Raw genomic sequence first — 17,940 nt, 5'->3', positions numbered from 1 at the left:
CAAAATATATACGTTAAGCTGTTTACAAAAGATGATTTTTTTAATACTAACTATTCTTTAGGAAACAGACTTTTATCCAAGCCCGGAACCAAATTCATGGCATTTTTATAATATACTTTTCTCAAAACTTCATCAGGTAGGTTCAAGCCGTACATAGCCCAAAACGCATGATATTTTTTATAATAAGGAAAATACTCATCATTGGTTTCCAATACTCTAAAATAGGTTGGGAACTCCTCTGGCTTCCAGCTATCCTTTCCAAATAGAATCCGGTCTTGGTATTTAATGAAAAAATCCCGCGCATTCTGTGGTTGACGCCCCAATTCTGCTATTACCGCAGCAATACCAACGGACATATTGGGAATATCATCCAAGTAACTCCCCAGTAGCTTTAAGTTATTGGCGTACCAACCCATATGGGCATTAATAAACTTTGTTTTTGGATGTTTTTTGAACATTTTATGTTGTTCATCTATGATTTGTTGCCATGGTGCAGGATCTGTATCCGAGCGTTTTCTTCTCGAATGTGTTTTCAATTCCAACCAACGTTCGTTATCCGAATTCATATCATCCCAAAAAGATTTTGGGTCTGCAGAGTGAATCAATACCGGGACACCCAACTCTCCACATTTAGCCCAAATAGGGTCTAAACGAGCATCATCAACCGCCAATCGCTTACCGTCACTATCCGTGTTTCTCAACCCTAAACTCTTAAAGACCTTTAGACCTCTTGCTCCTTTTTTTATATCCGTTTCCAATTGGGCAACGGTCTTTTCTGTCCAACCCGGTTTTCCCGCTCCATCAAAATCTACATTTGCAAAAACAACGAATCTATTTGAATAGTTTTCCGCAATGTTATTTACGCTTTCAGCTAACTTATTTCCAGAACCCCCACTCAAATTCACCATAACAGCTTCATTAAGTGCATCCATGTCAGCAACCAAACTTTTAAGACGCTGAGCATTCATGCTTCTTTGATGACTATGAATGTCTACAAATGGATATTTAGCTTTTACCACTTCGTGAACAGGTACGACTAAAGTAGATTTTGGATTGTATTCTTCAAAACCCATTTCTTGAGCAGTCAAAAAATTACTTACCCATATGAATAAGATAAATTTAATTTTAAATTTCATTCCTTCTTTTTAATTGTTCATAATCGTTCTGAGTGTCAATATCCAATATACGGTGCGCAGCAGGTATCTTGACTACATTAAGTTGCTCCTGTTGCAATAGATGTTTTGCTCCAAAATCCTTATTCAGTTTTAAAAGATCATCCGCATATTTTTTAGGGAAAATAGCAGGAACTCCAGACCGTTTTTTATAGGCTGATGCGATAATTTTGTCCGGATTTTGTTTGGAGATAGCTATCAACATATTCAAATATTCTGGGTCGATTAATGGCTGATCCGCCAACATAATCAGAATGCCTTGAAATTCTATATCAGCTTGAAGCAACCATTCTGTCCCAGCAGTAACAGACGTTCCTAGTCCTGACTGCCATGAAGTATTCTCTAAAAAAACAACCTTTTCTTTTATGTTTGATTTAATTAGGTCTGCATGAGCACCTAGAACGGCTAATACATTACTAGCCTTTGAAGCTTTAGCGGTCTGAATTACGTGCCCCAATAACGTAGTGTTTTTCCAAGGAAGGAGTTGTTTTGGTTTCCCCATTCTTGTGGAAGCTCCAGCTGCCAATACCATTACGGCAATATGGTGCTGTTTTTTATTCATTAGGTGTGTATTCTTCCTTGTTTATTTTTAAGCATTATAGGCTCCTTATTTCTCGTTACCGAAAGTATTTCCGATAGAATAGCCAATGCGATTTCCTGCGCAGTTTCCGCACCAATATCCAAACCTGCAGGACCATGAATGATATCTAAAAAAGTATCTGAAACTTCGGGGTAATGTTCTATGAATTCATTTAAAAGTTTCTCTCTGCGCTGAGTAGGACCCAATAATCCCAAGTATATAGGTCGTGATTTTTTTATGGTTAACAGATACTTTAAGTCACGAACGTAACTATGTGTCATTAAAACAATTGCAGTTTGCTTGTCAATCAATTTTATGGATAGCATTTCTGGTTCTTCCGCAAGAAAAAGACTTGCTCCAGGAAAATCATTAATGCTCTTTTCCTCTGCAGCAGCGGCAACAATGGTTACTTCCCAACCTGCCAAAGAGGCAAAAGAACACAGCTGAACCGCATCATGTTCCGCGCCTATTATTACCAACTTAAAACAAGGGTTCATTTCCTGCTCAAACAAAGTTCTTTTATTATCCAAAACAACACCAGGTCGCACTGCAAATTTCTCTTCGCCAAAAATAAAAAAAGAACCTAAATCTGAATGGTTTCCTTCTTCTTTGGTAAAAGTTGAAACAATATTAAATTGAGCCCTGTTATTTAGCACGTCATTAAAAGCATCAAGAAAAGCGTGACTAGGAACAAAAGGTTCAATCAAAATATATAAAACACCTTCACAACCCAATCGATATCTACCATCGTAAACCATCATTTTGGGCATATCATCAGAAAAAATGCTTTGCGCCTGTCTAATGATTTCTTTTTCCACACAACCGCCACTTACCGCCCCTGTTCTTTTCCCGTCTTCACGAATGAGCATACGCACTCCCGGACGACGGTATGAAGAGCCCTCTAAAGCAACGACCGTCGCGAGGACGGTCTTTTGCTTCTTTTCTTTTGCGACCTTAAAGGCCCTAATAATGTTTTTTAATTCATGCGTCATATAAAACGGAATAGTTTAAAGAAAAATGATATTAAACTAGGTTTCATGCTCCTAACCCAATATCTCCTCTTTTTTTACCTTCCATAGCTCCTCTTGCTGAATAAATGGCTGCTTGTAGGCTCTTTTTCCTGTAGCCGCTTTTAAGGCATTTGCTACCGCGCCACCTGCTGGTGGCAAAGTAGGTTCTCCTAACCCTGTTGGAGAAAGCTCATTTTGAACCAAATGAGTTTCCACAACCGGCGCTTCCTTCATACGACCCAAACGATACTTATCATAATTGTTAGCTGTTGGTTTTCCGTTTTCAAATCCGAAACTGCCATACATACTATGTCCTATTCCATCAACGATACCGCCCTCAATTTGATTTAAAGCACCCATTGGGTTTATCACAATACCGCAGTCAACTATACAAGTCACTTTTTTTACGACCGGCAGACCATTTTCAATCTGTACATCCGCTACTTCGGCAACGTGGGTATTATGGCAGTAATATGCCACAAACCCTTGATACGTTCCTTTGGGCTGTTTACCCCAACCGGACTTATCTACGGCCATTTTAATTACATCTTGCATGCGTTCCGGCGAATATTGAATACGTTCATCTTCCGTACCTTTTACTTTTTCCAAAAGGTCTAAACGCATTTTAATTTTATCGACTTCCATTTCCTCTGCAAGCTCATCAAAGAAGCTCTGCTCAGCATACGCTAAGAAATTGGTATATGGAGCCCGCCATGCGCCCGTTGTAATGTTACTTTTATAATTAGCTACATCAACTTGATAATTCTCTACGGCACCAGCAGGAAAGAAATTAGGAATCAAACCATACATATTCGTGTTAATTGCAGCCTCCTTTAATTGATAGCCTGTTAACTGACCATCCTTTATTGCCGCCTTAATCCTATACTTGATCGCTGGTCTGTACACTCCCGTAGACATATCATCCTCACGAGAAGAAACCATTTTAATCGGTTTTTTAACCGTAGCGCTAATCTCTGCCGCTTCGTAAACAAAGTCGCCATATAGCCTTCTTCCAAAACCACCACCCATACGGGTCATTTCTAAATGAATATCGGCAACATCACGGCCTAAAAGTGCCGCAACCGTATTGGCAGCATCCTCTGGAGTCTGAACAGGACCTACCAAATGAATTTTTTCATCCGTAACATTGGCAAAGAAATTCATAGGCTCCATACAGTTATGGGGCAAGAATGGAGATTCGTAAGTACGTTCCAAAACTTTATCCGCTTTTGCGAATGCTTTATTTACATCGCCATCTTTTCGCATGGTAACAAAGTCCTTACCATCTAACAGTCCGTTTAATTTTTTATCATGAAACTCCGTGCTTTCCAAAGGTGTAGCGTCTGACCAAGTGGCTTTAATCGCTTCTTTTCCTTTAAAAGCTTCCCAAGTAGAGTTTGCCAGAACAACTACTTTTCCACTACCACTAAGTTGAGCCGTCCAATTTACTTCCTCTTCGCTTAAAAGAGCTTTTGCCATATCACCAATTTGAATAACATCAACCACACCTGGAAGGGCTTTAGCGTCAGTAGCATCAAAAGAAACCAGTTCCTGACCAAAAGCAGGCGGTCTAAGAACAGCCGCATACAACATCCCGTCTTCTTTATAATCCATTCCGTATAATGGCTTCCCTGTTATTATCTTATTAATATCTACATTACGTTTATCCGTTCCAATGATGGTATAATCCTTTGGCTCTTTTAACGTAACATTTTCAGGAACTTCTAAAACTGCAGCTTCATCTACCACATCTCCATAGCTTAAAGTCTCTCCTGCTTTATTGGAAATGACTCCTTCACTAACCGAAAGTTCGGATGCATCTACACCCCAACGCGCAGCTGCAGCGTTCACTAACATTTGCTTTGCCGTAGCTCCCGTTTGACGAAGGGCGTCCCAACCAAAACGAATGGATTGGCTACCTCCGGCAATCTGTCTTGTATAATTTTTGGTATCAAGCACTCCTTGTTGCACATATACATTATCCCAAGAAACATCTAGTTCCTCGGCAATGATCATGGGCATTGAGGTTTTAACACCCTGACCAATTTCAGGATTTGGTGAAAAAATAGTCACCGCTCCGTTTTTGGCTATTTTTATAAACGCATTAAAATCATTGTAGTTTAAATTCGCCAAATCCACAGGTGGTTTTACATCAGATTTACATGCGGTAAAAAGGTTGAAACCTATTAAAAGTCCCCCACTCGCCAGTGATGACGTGCGTAAAAAATTTCTTCGACTGAATTGTATGGATGGTGTTGACATGTGCAGTATTTTAAACAATTGCAGCTTTTATATTCTAAAAGCGTAATAGTATTTTTTTTAGGCCATTTTTTCAGCAGCTACGCCTACCGCTTTTCTAATACGGTTGTATGCGGCACATCTACAGATGTTACCGTTCATTGCATCTTTAATCTCTTCTTCTGTAGGATTTGGATTTTGAGCTAGAAAAGCAGAAGCCGTCATCATTTGACCTGCTTGGCAATACCCACATTGGGGAACATCTACTTCCTTCCAAGCTTGTTGCACAGGATGCGAACCATCTTCTGATAAACCCTCTATTGTTGTAATGGACATTCCTGCGGCAGATGCTACCGGTAATGAACAACTTCTTGTAGCATTGCCATCAACGTGAACCGTACAGGCCCCACATTGTGCAATGCCACAACCAAACTTTGTACCGACCATATCTAAATGATCTCGTAAAACCCATAATAATGGGGTGTCTTCACTAGCTTCTACCGTATGAGCTTTTCCGTTTACCGTTAGTTGATAGGTTGGCATAAATATCGTTTTAGTTTTGATTTGCTGTTATAGCATTACAAGATATTAAAATTATAACCTTAAATTGGCACTTTAACAATTTCTTTGGTCTTCTGAAAACTTACTTCACAACTATTGGCAAACCTTAAGCCCCTAACCTTCAAACATCCAGACTTCAATACTTTTTAATTTCATTGGTAGGCAATAAGCTAAACATTGATTTTATTAAAAACTTAATAACCCGGCTGTTTTGCGGTCTTAACATTTATTAACATATTTTTTTAACGTATTCATACTTTAAATCGAAAATTAACGTTGTGTTGGTTGAACGTAAAAATCTCGAAAATGAATTCCTCCTTTAAGCTTATTCTATTTTTCCTATCCATTTCTTTATTCGTTTCCTGTGGAAATGCAGATGATGATGTAAATTATGCCCTCAACACAGGCGATGGATTCGGGGAAGGGCAATCCGTAGATAAATGCCTTGACCTAGGCGAGAACGATTTAATTCTCTCTATACAAGACCAGTACACTACAGATCCAGGGAAAGTTTCTATTTTCTTTAAAGTCTCTAATAGCGATGGCACTCCAGTTTCTGGTTTAACCGCGGATCAATTTACCATCTACGAGCAAGGAAGGAATGACGACTGTTTCAATACCATTTCAACTTCCGAATCCAATGCTAGAATATCACCTAACGAACAGATATTCTCAAGTAATACATTATTGATTCTTGATTTAAGCGGTAGTGTTTTAGAGACTAGCTTAGAAGAATTGAAAACAGCAAGTACCAGTTTTGTAAATACGGTTATGCCTGAAACAACTCAAGAATCGTATAAAATGGCCATTTATTGGTTTGATGGAGAAGATGTTCTTCATGAACTTAATCCATTAACTTCAGAAAAATCAGAATTGACACAGGCCATTGCAACTATTGATGCTAATATTAGTAGCGATGCTTCAACAGACCTTTATGGTGCCGTGATAAAGGCAACCGATAAGGCTACTGAATTATTGAACGAAAGCACCCAAGATGAAAGAATTGGAGCTGCTTCCGTAGTTATCTTTACGGATGGTACTGACCAAGCTTCTAGATATTCAAAAGATGCAGCTCAGGAAAAAGTTGACACCGCAGACCCTAATATTTCTTTTTTCACTATTGGTTTGGGTGGTGAAATTGATACTGCTGTCTTAACGGCACTAGGAAAAACATCTAGCGAATTTGCGGCTAACAAAGATGATTTAGAGGATACCTTCAACAGGATATCGGATTTAGTTTCGGAACGCGCAAGTAGTTTTTACCTTTTTGAGTACTGTAGTCCTAAAAGAAGTGGAGATAATAACTTAGCCATTCAAGTAACAGAAGGAAGCCTACAAGGTGCTGTTCAAACCAAATTCAATGCGGATGGGTTTACCGGAGGCTGCGAATAGCTAGTAAAACTCAGAAAAAAACAAAAAAAAGACACCTATTTTAGGTGTCTTTTTTTTTACCTTACTTTCAACTTTTAATAACTTAAAATCAATTAGTTAAGCTAACGTTCATCGTTTTTATTAGACTTTCGAGCGTTAATCTTAAGAAGTCTTTGACATCCAATTTTAAACCTACTTCGTATCACTAGTATCAAAATACTTTATAACAAAACATTTGAAAATGAAAAAATCTATTATCCTAAGTACGCTTGCCGTTACACTAATGGCATCTTGTGTTTCAAAGAAAAAATATGTTGAGCTTGAAAACAATCTATCTGAAACGCAAAGCGCATTAACTAAGACCCAAGTTGAAAAGGAAGAGCTTGAAGGAAAAATGACTAAGATAGAGGCTCGTGTTACCGAGTACAATTCTAAAATCAATTCTTTAAAGGAAATCAACGATAGCCAAATGACTTCAGTAGATGATGTTGCCGTAATGAGCAACAACACCAAAGCTAAAATGCGATCTACTCTTGCAAAAGTTGACCCTACCAAATTGGCAGAGGCTAAAACTTTACAAGATTCTATGAACTTGGCGATATCTTACAACTTAAAAAAATCTATTTCTGATGATGAAGATGATGTAGATGTTAATATTGACAAGACTGTTGTTATGATCAACATCTCTGATAAACTTCTGTTTAACAGTGGTAGCTACCGTGTAAGCAGTAAAGCAAATAAAATCCTAGGTAAATTGGCGGAAGTAATCAATTCTGAACCAAGTATGGAAGTTATGGTAGAAGGTCATACCGACTCTAAAACCATTAGCACTGAAATGTTCCGTAACAACTGGGATTTAAGCGTAAAACGTGCCACTAGCGTTGTAGATATTCTACAGAACAAATACAACGTTGACCCTACTAAGATGATTGCTGCCGGAAGAAGTAGCTATTTGCCTTTAGTAGATAACGACACAAGAGAGAACAGAGCAACGAATAGACGTACTAAAATCGTTATCATTCCTAACTTGAACAAGTTCTTTGCACTTTTGGATGCCGAATCACTTTAAGACCTATAATTTTTCAAGTTATTAAACTTGGTGATTGAAAAAGGGAGGACATACCGTTCTCCCTTTTTTTTATGCGTTACAACGAATTAAAACAATATTCAGTAGGGTTTTTGGCTACTTCGCTGTCTAAAGAGAACGAGTACCCCATATTCGAAAATGAATTCCTACATCCGAGAACGAATGCTATGCTAAATGGCAAAATTAGAACACATATGGATGTATTTACAATTATTATTCAGAACACCGCTTTACAAGGAATGCCTAAGTGGTACCAAGCTTTAACGATATCGTTGTTTACGATTATAGCTACGGTAGCAATTTCAGCGTATTTTAAAATTGGCATTCACGCCACTGAAATGTCCGAAATGGCAACGAGATTTGGGTATTAAAGGCTAAAACATCCCTTACCTGTAAATCATTGCATTTTTAAAATTGATTTTCTTATCACTACTAAGGTCAATAAGGAAACCATTTATTACGGCATGCGTTATATCTTCTCCTTTTTTAAGAAGAAAGGTTGGGTTGAAGCCTACTTCAATTGAAAATTCTGGAACTTCGTAGCGCTTGCCTATCATATGAATAGGAAAAGGTGATGCTAACTTAGCTGATGGAATGTTCTCAACACGAACATACGTGTACCCGGATTTCAATAAAGACCTGATATCCATAGCAGCCAAAGCGTCTATTGAACTCAACAACTTAGGGTACACCTTGCCAGGTGTTACCCTATATCCGGTGGCATCTAAAGTTTCATACCCGTAATATGTTGAAAGGTCTCCCTGATCTAAGATACGACTGCTGTACCAAAAATCATCATGGTCTTCTTTGTCTACTTCCAAACGGTTCATTCCTATATCTAAAACATAGTCCTTTCCTAAAAGTGGGTAGGTTACATTTTCTATTTTAAGGTCGAAAAGCTTCCGGTCATTTTCTGGAATTTTCTCATATTCCCCCAAAGCGATTTTCTTATAATTTTCAGTTGCTATAGAATAAATGGCAGACAGTATTGAAACATAATTCAGTTTTCTGATTTCTTGCTTTTCAACATCGCCAAGATAACCTCCAGACTCAATTAAAATGGTACTTGTGCCCCACTTCTGTATATTATCTCCAAAAGCCCTTGGTTCAAAATCGTCATTATAGCGCCCTACCTGTCCTGCTGCGTATTTTTGAATTATGCTGTTCATAAACACGATTACCTTCATGGCGTTACCCCGTTTTTCGTTAATATCCTTTTCATAATTATAGGCAGGTGCCAAATATGAGATAGTAGCTGGTTTTTCCGTTCTTTCCGCATTATAGTAGGTGCTCTGATCATGCAGGTTAAAACCAAAATCCGCATTTAAACTGTCCCGCACTCGCTTTAAAGTTTGCCCTTCCGGGGATTGCAGCCGTAACGCATCACGATTAATATCGATTCCCAAGCGGTTTCTACGTTGAAATACTTCAGCACCATCAGGATTCAGCATTGGCAGAAAATGCAAAGTGCAACTGGCTAAAATCTCTTGCTTTTCCGCTTCAAAATCAGGACTATCAAAAAGATTGAAAATATCAAAAATTGCTTGGGTAGCCGTTGTCTCATCACCATGCATTTGAGACCAGAGAAAAACATGGGTACCCCCTTCTCCAATGCTTATAAGTGATAACGCACGGCCTTCAATTGAAGTTCCCACCCTATTCACTTTGAATTTATCGTTTTTCCTATATTTTTCAATTAAGGGCTGTAAGTCAGAATGCTTTATACGCCTTTTGCGAAGCGAAGGTTCTTTATACGTTTCGTAAGTATCATAAAGCAGAGTAGTAACATCTTTCTGCTGCGCAGAACAAAATAAGTTTGCGAACAGAAATAAAACGATAATCTGTATTTTCATGGGGTAATTGGTTTTGGTAGAGGTTCAAAATTAAGGTTTTTAGTGGCTTGTCTCACTTTATACATAAAATCTTCTCCAGGGTCGGTTTTTTTGGTTCTATACCCTTTGTCCTTTTCTAACCACAATGGATGGTTTTCGAATAAAGTGTATTCATAGTGGCCTATGAGATAATCAATTACATACTTGTTGGCCAAATATTTTACTAGTGCAATATTAGATTTAAGTTGTGCTTCCGTTAAAGGTAAAGCATCAGTTCCACCCACATTCTCTATACCGATAGCACAATGATTTAAACCAATTACATGCCTGGCCATAGTGGTTTCTGGTAAAAGTTGATAAATAGCCCCATCCCGGTCTACTATAAATTGAGAAGAAACATTTAGCCCACTTACGCCCTTTATATCCGGCCTCCAATTAGGTAAAACCGAAGGATTAAAAGCTTCAAAAGATTCTTCTAAGGTGGGAATGACCGTCCAATGTAGCACAATCATTTTTGGTTCTATAGTAGGAGATTCTTGTTGAATTCCATACCTGTTTTCAAGATATTCCAGCGTAAGTTGTTTTCGGTTTTCATCAAAAACTATGGGTCTATCTATTAGCTCGGGAATATTAACAGACTCCTTAATCGGTTTACAATTAGCGAAAATCACTAAAATGCAAATGGCAATAAGTGCCCTAGAATTTTGAATCATTCGGTTTTTGTATTGGCTTTACGTTTTACGCGATATTCTATCTTTATTTCCTTCATGCCCCACTCCCGTGCTTTTTCAATATCATTTCCCATATAAATATCGATTTTATTTTTCCAGCGACTGTTCATTCTATCCTTTACGATATAAATACCTTTTAAACCTTTGATCTTTAATTGTGTGCCTTGCTCCAAACCAAGCTGAAGCAAATCTTGAGAGACTGCCACCGTTTTCATTCCCGGTTTTAGAGTGTCCCCCCAAGCTGCAACACTGGGCTCATCATCAGTTTGCCACTCTACTGAATTGTAAGCCGATACATTAACCGTTCTACTTTTCCAAACATAATCCCTATCACTTTCGGTGCATGCATCACACAGACAAGATAAAAACAAGATCAGGGTCATTTTTTTATACATGGCTGAAGGGATTTACCTTAAAGCTACATAATTTTTAAGATACGAGGTACGGAATAGGCTCCCCTTTGTGAAGGGCGATTATATTTCTTGCCGCAAAAACGGACATTTTATTCCTAGCCTCTATAGTAGCCGATCCTATGTGGGGCGTTACCGCAACATTTTCCATAGCAAGTAAAGGATTATCTTTTTTCATAGGCTCAGGATCTGTTACGTCTAGACCTGCTCCCCATATATAATTCTTCTGTAAAGCCGCAATCAAATCTTTCTCATGATGTACCTGGCCACGTGCGGTATTCACGAAAATAGAAGTGGCCTTCATGCTTCTAAAAGCATCCTCGTTAAACTTATGCTTGGTATCATCTGTTAGCGCACAGTGAGCGGAGACAACATCACTCTGTTCCAAAAGCTCCTGAAAACTTACTTTTTTAGCCTGTAATAGTTCTTCTGCTTCTTGATTTAAAGAGCGATTACAGTAAATAACATTCATATTGTAAGCTCCCTTACAACGGCGTGCAAATTCTAATCCAATTCTTCCCAATCCAAAAACCCCTACTGTTTTGTTTTTTAATTCTATACCCAAATGCGCTTGAGGCCTAAAATGTTGCCATTCTCCCTTTGCTATGGTTTTGTGCATAAAAAGTATTTTTCTGGATACCGCCAGCATTAAAGTAAAGGCCATATCTGCCGTAGCATCTGTCATGGAATTTGGAGCATTTGCAATAAGAATTCCTATTTTTTTTGCTTCCTCTAAATCTATATTGTCATAACCGGCCGCGTATTGTGAAATGATTTTAAGGTGCTTATTTGCGTTTAAAAATTCAGCATCAAATTTGTAGTTATTTGTACTTAAAAGCCCGTCATGATTAGATGCAGCTTCATAAAGCTCTGCTTTGGTCATAGGCCTGTCTTTAGTCCATTTGGTAACTTCTAGGCCTTCACTTTTCAACATTTCTACTCCAATATCCGGAATATTTAAGGGTACAAGTATTTTCATGGTCGGCAATTTATAAAAACTAACAAACGGTTTTACAAATTCCTGTACTTTTACATGCTTATAGTGTACTTTTCATTTTAAAATCAAAAATTTTCTATGAAAATCCTCAAACGTATTTTTTTAATTTTATTCGTAATTATAGCAGTGGCAGTATATTTTAATTTCCCCAAACTGAATTTCATTTCTGGCTATGCTTCAAAAAACATGGCCTCTACCGTTTTCCTAACAAATCGCAGTGCAGAATCTGTTGAAATGAACGATAATGATGTACCCCTAATTAATCTTGCTGATGTAGAGACGGATGGCAACAGCGCATCTGCTTCTGTTTTTGGACTTATGGAAAGAAAAGCAATTTGTAATGAAGGATTAGGCTGTACATTAGTTAATGATGACTATGACCCTAACACTAAAATACCAATTCCACAACGCGTAAAAAATGAAAATAATCTAGCTTTTCCTTACGGTGACAAAGAAGGTAAAGACACTGTTTTTGATAATGTAGATTACGACCTTTTACAAAAGGGGATAGAACTAGCTTTTGCAAATAACGAAATTCAAAAAACACGAACTGTTTTAGTAGCGCATAAAAATCATATCATTGGAGAAAAATACTTAGAAGGTTTTACGAAAGACACCCCAATTTTAGGATGGAGCATGACCAAGAGCGTACTGGCTACTTTATATGGGGTTCTAGAATATCAAGGAAAAATAGATTTGAACGAACCCGTACTATTAGACGGTTGGGAGAACGATGATAGAAAAAAAATTACTTTGAACCACCTCTTGCGAATGCAAAGCGGACTTGCCTGGGATGAAGACTACACCTCAATTTCAGATGTTACCCGTATGCTTTTTATGGATGCGGATATGACTAAGGCTCAGGGCGAAAAAGAAACAATAGCTCCCCCAACTGACGTGTGGAACTATTCTTCAGGAACTTCAAATTTACTGTCCGGTATTTTGAGAAAACGTTTTAGTTCTCACCAGGACTATATCAACTACCCCTATGAAGCCCTTATTGATAAAATAGGAATGAGCAGCATGCTTATAGAAACTGATATGAAAGGAAATTTTGTTGGGTCTTCCTATGCTTGGGCCAACACACGCGACTGGGCCAAGTTTGGACTACTTTATCTTAACAAGGGAAATTGGAACGGAGAACAGCTCTTTGCAACTTCTTGGGTTAATTATGTATCCGAACCCACCATACATTCCAACGGAACGTACGGGGGGCATTTTTGGTTAAATGCCAATGGAAAATATCCAGATGTTCCCAAAGACCTTTATTCCGCAAACGGGTACCAAGGCCAGCGTGTATTTATTATTCCTTCTAAAGATTTGGTTGTGGTGCGTACTGGCCTAGCTGAAGAACCTGACTTTGATATTAATCTCTTTTTGAAAAATATACTCGCAGCTATCAAATAACCAATATTTTTAAGGCTCACGAAACACGTAAGAAAAAGCTTAAATATCTTTTTATTGTAGTTACACAACAATTTTCTCTTGCCTTGCAACAATAGTTTCGTTGTAAAGCAGCTTCATGCTAAGTTTACAGTGTAATAAAAAACAAGAAGTAAATTTTTTCATTTTCATATAGTGTTCTCGATGAAAGAGCCTTTTCCGGACAGGGAAGGCTTTTTCTGGTTTTAAGAGGCTTGTATTTTCAGAAAATACAACTTAAACACTTCATAAAGCCCTATATAGATCAAGGGATGTATTTATTTTTTCCAAAATTGGGCTTTCGTTTTTCCAAGAAGGCGTTTCTACCTTCCTTTGCCTCTTCTGTACCATAAGCCAAGCGTGTGGCCTCCCCAGCAAAAACTTGTTGCCCCACCATACCATCATCGGTTAGGTTCATAGCAAACTTTAGCATTTTGATAGAAGTAGGTGATTTTTCCAGAATTTCTTGTGCCCATTGGTATGCTGTGTCCTCTAACTCGTCATGAGGAATAACCGCATTTACCATACCCATTTCATAGGCCTCTTGTGCAGAATAGTTTCGGCCCAAGAAAAAGATCTCGCGCGCTTTTTTCTGCCCTACCATTTTAGCAAGATAAGCAGAGCCATATCCCCCGTCAAAACTTGTGACATCTGCATCCGTTTGTTTAAAAATAGCATGCTCCTTACTGGCCAGGGTTAAATCGCAAACTACATGAAGGCTATGCCCACCTCCAACAGCCCAACCTGGCACGACGGCAATAACTGCTTTAGGCATAAAACGTATTTGACGTTGAACTTCTAGAATATTCAAACGGTGCATACCATCTTCGCCAACATATCCTTGGTCTCCCCTAGCCTTTTGATCACCGCCACTACAAAAAGAATAAATCCCATCTTTAGTGGAAGGGCCTTCTGCAGAAAGTAAAACTACTCCAATAGAAGTATCTTCTTGCGCATCATAAAAAGCCTTGAACAACTCGCTGGTTGTTTTGGGTCTAAAAGCATTACGGACATTTGGTCTATTAAAAGCAATACGGGCTACACCATTGCTTTTTTTATAAGTTATGTCTTCAAATTCTATAGCGGTTTGCCAGTTTGGTTTTTGCATCATAAAAGTTTAAGCATTGCAAAGTAAAACAATTTGAAAAAACAAAAGACTATTACAACAATTTGTAAACCCTATTTTATTAAAAAAAATAATCTTTTTCCTACACGTATATATGTAATATTAAACAACATAACTTTCTATAATTTTTAGTTGAAAAATTTTTCTATTAGAGAAAAGTAGGTATGAATTTATTACAATAACCAATAAACAACCTTATTTACAGTATTTTAGATTAAAAAAAATTAATTTAGCAAATTATATGCATTTAATTTCTAAAGAATAAATTTCAGATAATTTAAGTTTTACATTGTACTATCTTAGTCTTTTTCTTAATATTTTATAAGATTGTAATTAGATATGGGTAAGAAAAAACAAAATATAGAGATTTCGATAACCGATTTAAATGCTATAGCCAGAATAGGTTATTGGCAGCTAGACACCAAAGCTGGCATCTATTTACTAGACAATATATCCTGTGAAATTTTACAGCTACCCCACGATACGGTTTTAACTAAAAACGAAAAACCACCAAATTGTTCAAACCAAGACAAATGGAATCACATTCAAGATTTGCTAAACCAGGCAATAGTACACAAGACATCATTTAACCATGAATTAATGGTTGTCCTTCCTGAAGGAAAGGAATTATGGATACTTCTGATAGGAAAAGGAGATTACAGTAACGGAGAGTGCATAAGTATTTCTGGAATGCTACAGGACATTACGGATAGAAAAGTATCTGAAAAAGAATTGTCCAATAAAAAAAGACTATTGGATTATACAGAAAACAAAGCAAATTTAGGACACTGGAAATGGGATTTGACCATGAATCTAATTACATGTTCAGAAAACATATCTCGTGTCATAGGGACTCCTTTTGGCAAACCCATTACAATTGAAAAATTAACCGAAGGCATACATCCGGAAGATTTGGAATATACCCTAAAGCATTTAAAAAATGCAGTAAAAAACAAATACTTTAAAACTCTTGTTCACAGGTTTATCTTTGAAAATGGTGTTGAACGTGTTATTCAAGTTTTAGGAGAGCCTATTTTTAATGATAAGGATGAGTTAACAGGTTTTATGTGTAGCTCTCAAGATATTACTGCCAGAAAGCACTTTGAAAACGAGCTTCTTAAGAGAAACCAATTATTTAATGTTGCTCAGGAAAAAGCGCAATTTGGATATTGGCAATGGGACCCTCATACAAATTTTGTTACTTGTTCGGATAATATGGCGCGTGTTCTTAGCGTCAAGGAAAATGAGCAATTTCCTTTAAGTAAATTGTTGCAAGATGTCCACCCCAAAGACGTAGATTATTTTAATGATTGTTTAAATAACATAGTTAGAACCAAATCTTTCGAAGGCTTTTTGCATAGAATTATCGTTCATGGTAGAACCAGATACATACAAGTGTATGGTAAAGTTAACACAAACAAGGACGGTAGTGTACTCCACGTTTTAGGTATCTCACAAGACGTTACCAATCAAAAAAGAATTGAAAATGAACTTGTCAGTAAAAACCAACTTTTAAATTTTGCTGAGGAAATTTCAAAAATTGGTAATTGGCAATGGGACCTCTCTACCAATATTATTAGATGGTCTGCAAACCTCTATCGTATTTTTGAAATCAATGAAAACGATGAAATAATTTTTGATACTTATTTTACACATATACATCCTGAAGACAGGAAAATGGTAACCACCAAAATCAACAATCTTAGGGAAAATAAAATTTTTGAAAGAGTAATTCATCGTATTGTTTTGCATGATGGATCTATTAAAACAGTGGAGCTTTTGGCCACGGTGAACGTTGACAAATCTGGCAACCTAATTGAAATGATTGGCACTTTACAAGATGTAAGTGAACAGCGTGCCCAAGAAATTAAATTTAAGGGGCTTTTAGAGTCTGCGCCTAACGCAACCCTTATCTTGGGTGCTGGCAACATTGTAGAGATGATTAATAAGGAGGCCGTAAACTTATTTGGTTACACCTCGGAAGAGCTTGTTGGCAAATCTGTGGAAACCCTTATTCCTTTACGGTTAAAAGAAAAGAGAGCACCACATAAAGAAAGATTTCTTGCCAATCCTAAAATACAAAAAATTGATATTGGCGAAGATTTCTATATGAAAGATAAAGCTGGCAACGAAATACCGGTAGAAGTAACGCTAGGGCCACTTAGGATTAAAGGTGGACTTATAATTTCCATGGTAATAAGAGATATTTCTACTGAAAGATCCGCTGAACGTAAAATTTTAAAAGCAAAAAATGATTTAGAACTCTTAACAAAAGAGCTTACCGCACAAAATCATCAACTTGCGGATTTTACCCAAATCACCTCCCATAATCTACGTGCTCCTGTAAGCAATCTAAACTCACTAGTTGAGATTTATAAAATGATGGAAGATGAAGAAGACCGTAAAGAATTGTTTACGAAATTTGAAACCGTAATCTCCCATCTAACGCTCACCTTAAATACACTTATAGAAGCTTTATCTGCAAAAAGCCATACTTCATTAGAGCGCAATGACCTTTCCTTTAGAGATACGTTAACCAAAACAGAAGAAATTTTCACTGCGGAAATTCAAAGGACAAATGCCGTTATAACCAGTGACTTTTCTGAGGTGAATTCTATATGTTACCATAAAATATATTTGGAAAGTATCTTTCAAAATCTAATTGGCAATGCATTAAAATATAAATCCAGGACACACGCCCCTCAGATAGAGGTCTATTCAAAATTAATTGATGGAAAAGTAGTTTTAAGCTTTAAGGACAATGGTCTTGGTATTGACTTAAAAAAACACGGACACAAAATTTTTGGGTTAAACAAAGTATTTCATAACCATCCAGAAGCAAAGGGTATTGGCCTTTTTATGACCAAAACACAAATTGAGGCTATGGGCGGTAAAATTACAGTTAACAGTGAAGTAGATCAAGGCTCTACTTTTAGTATTCATTTTATTTAAAAAAACATGCAAAACCCCTTTCACCTGTGTATTATTGACGATGACGATATTTACAGGTTTACTATTATTCAATCGGCAAAATTCTCGAAGATAGAACACAAAACCTCTGTTTTTCCTAACGGAGAAGAAGCTATCACTTGCATTACGGACAATCTAAATAATCCGGACAATCTACCGCACCTTATATTATTGGATATAGATATGCCAATAATGGATGGATTTCAGTTTTTAAAAGATTACCAAGCTATTGAGTCAAAATTAAGTAGGCCAATCTCTATTTACATGGTTTCTTCTTCTGTAGACCCGGAAGATATTGAAAAAGCAAAGAGCTACACCTCCGTTGTGGATTATTTATCAAAACCATTAAAAAGCGATAAACTTAAAGAAATTATGGAGAGAACGCTGCAAAATCTAAACGTATAACCATACAAGTACCAATTTTAAAGTTTAA

16 protein-coding genes are annotated in these 17,940 nt (G+C 37.2%); 6 read left to right on the top strand and 10 right to left on the bottom strand.

Annotation, left to right across the window (positions count from 1 at the left end; translation table 11 throughout):
• Nucleotides 1-50 precede the first annotated feature (50 nt).
• From KO521_RS06980 to KO521_RS06960, 5 genes are read right to left on the bottom strand one after another with little or no spacing between them, the layout of a single operon-like run.
• The gene (locus tag KO521_RS06980; protein WP_215939180.1) at nucleotides 51-1,136 is read right to left on the bottom strand and encodes an amidohydrolase family protein; all 1,086 of its coding nucleotides are present in this window, start codon (nucleotides 1,134-1,136) and stop codon (nucleotides 51-53) included.
• The gene (locus KO521_RS06975) at nucleotides 1,126-1,734 is read right to left on the bottom strand and encodes a nucleotidyltransferase family protein (RefSeq protein WP_215939179.1); all 609 of its coding nucleotides are present in this window, start codon (nucleotides 1,732-1,734) and stop codon (nucleotides 1,126-1,128) included. The genes KO521_RS06980 and KO521_RS06975 overlap by 11 nt, the downstream gene beginning before the upstream one ends.
• Complete coding sequence (locus KO521_RS06970) at nucleotides 1,734-2,744, bottom strand: XdhC family protein (protein WP_215939178.1); 1,011 nt, start codon at nucleotides 2,742-2,744, stop codon at nucleotides 1,734-1,736. The genes KO521_RS06975 and KO521_RS06970 overlap by 1 nt, the downstream gene beginning before the upstream one ends.
• Before the next feature lie 51 nt (nucleotides 2,745-2,795).
• Nucleotides 2,796-5,024 (bottom strand): xanthine dehydrogenase family protein molybdopterin-binding subunit, encoded by a 2,229-nt coding sequence (locus tag KO521_RS06965; RefSeq protein ID WP_215939177.1) that lies wholly within the window; start codon nucleotides 5,022-5,024, stop codon nucleotides 2,796-2,798.
• Between the two features lie 57 nt (nucleotides 5,025-5,081).
• Nucleotides 5,082-5,543 (bottom strand): (2Fe-2S)-binding protein, encoded by a 462-nt coding sequence (locus KO521_RS06960; RefSeq protein WP_215939176.1) that lies wholly within the window; start codon nucleotides 5,541-5,543, stop codon nucleotides 5,082-5,084.
• 324 nt (nucleotides 5,544-5,867) lie between these two features.
• On the opposite strand from KO521_RS06960, the gene KO521_RS06955 reads away from it, so the two are divergent.
• The 3 genes from KO521_RS06955 to KO521_RS06945 all read left to right on the top strand — a co-directional run bounded on the left by KO521_RS06955 (nucleotide 5,868) and on the right by KO521_RS06945 (nucleotide 8,390).
• Nucleotides 5,868-6,953: a vWA domain-containing protein gene (locus tag KO521_RS06955; protein WP_215939175.1), complete on the top strand. Its 1,086-nt coding sequence runs from the start codon at nucleotides 5,868-5,870 to the stop codon at nucleotides 6,951-6,953.
• Between the two features lie 220 nt (nucleotides 6,954-7,173).
• Nucleotides 7,174-8,001: an OmpA/MotB family protein gene (locus KO521_RS06950; protein ID WP_215939174.1), complete on the top strand. Its 828-nt coding sequence runs from the start codon at nucleotides 7,174-7,176 to the stop codon at nucleotides 7,999-8,001.
• A gap of 71 nt (nucleotides 8,002-8,072) precedes the next feature.
• Nucleotides 8,073-8,390, top strand: coding sequence for a hypothetical protein (locus tag KO521_RS06945; RefSeq protein ID WP_215939173.1), 318 nt, complete (start codon nucleotides 8,073-8,075; stop codon nucleotides 8,388-8,390).
• A 15-nt stretch (nucleotides 8,391-8,405) separates the two neighbouring features.
• Here KO521_RS06945 and KO521_RS06940 read toward each other — a convergent pair whose 3' ends face one another.
• From KO521_RS06940 to KO521_RS06925, 4 genes are read right to left on the bottom strand one after another with little or no spacing between them, the layout of a single operon-like run.
• A complete protein-coding gene (locus KO521_RS06940) occupies nucleotides 8,406-9,872 on the bottom strand; it encodes a M14 family zinc carboxypeptidase (protein ID WP_215939172.1) in 1,467 nt (488 codons plus the stop codon).
• Nucleotides 9,869-10,564 carry an N-acetylmuramoyl-L-alanine amidase gene (locus KO521_RS06935; RefSeq protein WP_215939171.1) on the bottom strand — a complete coding sequence of 232 codons (696 nt, stop codon included), beginning with the start codon at nucleotides 10,562-10,564 and terminating at the stop codon, nucleotides 9,869-9,871. The genes KO521_RS06940 and KO521_RS06935 overlap by 4 nt, the downstream gene beginning before the upstream one ends.
• Nucleotides 10,561-10,965 (bottom strand): 3D domain-containing protein, encoded by a 405-nt coding sequence (locus KO521_RS06930; protein WP_252729902.1) that lies wholly within the window; start codon nucleotides 10,963-10,965, stop codon nucleotides 10,561-10,563. The genes KO521_RS06935 and KO521_RS06930 overlap by 4 nt, the downstream gene beginning before the upstream one ends.
• A gap of 46 nt (nucleotides 10,966-11,011) precedes the next feature.
• Nucleotides 11,012-11,971 (bottom strand): 2-hydroxyacid dehydrogenase, encoded by a 960-nt coding sequence (locus KO521_RS06925; protein WP_215939170.1) that lies wholly within the window; start codon nucleotides 11,969-11,971, stop codon nucleotides 11,012-11,014.
• Between the two features lie 96 nt (nucleotides 11,972-12,067).
• Between KO521_RS06925 and KO521_RS06920 the strand changes: the two genes are divergently transcribed.
• The gene (locus KO521_RS06920) at nucleotides 12,068-13,396 is read left to right on the top strand and encodes a serine hydrolase domain-containing protein (RefSeq protein ID WP_215939169.1); all 1,329 of its coding nucleotides are present in this window, start codon (nucleotides 12,068-12,070) and stop codon (nucleotides 13,394-13,396) included.
• Between the two features lie 280 nt (nucleotides 13,397-13,676).
• Here KO521_RS06920 and KO521_RS06915 read toward each other — a convergent pair whose 3' ends face one another.
• A complete protein-coding gene (locus tag KO521_RS06915) occupies nucleotides 13,677-14,519 on the bottom strand; it encodes a 1,4-dihydroxy-2-naphthoyl-CoA synthase (RefSeq protein WP_215939575.1) in 843 nt (280 codons plus the stop codon).
• Between the two features lie 357 nt (nucleotides 14,520-14,876).
• On the opposite strand from KO521_RS06915, the gene KO521_RS06910 reads away from it, so the two are divergent.
• The gene (locus KO521_RS06910; protein WP_215939168.1) at nucleotides 14,877-17,489 is read left to right on the top strand and encodes a PAS domain-containing sensor histidine kinase; all 2,613 of its coding nucleotides are present in this window, start codon (nucleotides 14,877-14,879) and stop codon (nucleotides 17,487-17,489) included.
• Between the two features lie 6 nt (nucleotides 17,490-17,495).
• Nucleotides 17,496-17,912 (top strand): response regulator, encoded by a 417-nt coding sequence (locus tag KO521_RS06905; RefSeq protein ID WP_215939167.1) that lies wholly within the window; start codon nucleotides 17,496-17,498, stop codon nucleotides 17,910-17,912.
• Nucleotides 17,913-17,940 lie beyond the last annotated feature (28 nt).

It is taken from the genome of Zobellia uliginosa, assembly GCF_018860745.1.
Lineage (GTDB): Bacteria > Bacteroidota > Bacteroidia > Flavobacteriales > Flavobacteriaceae > Zobellia > Zobellia uliginosa_B.
The sequence above is the reverse complement of the archived record's forward strand: the minus strand, read 5'-3'. Positions and strand labels throughout refer to the sequence as shown.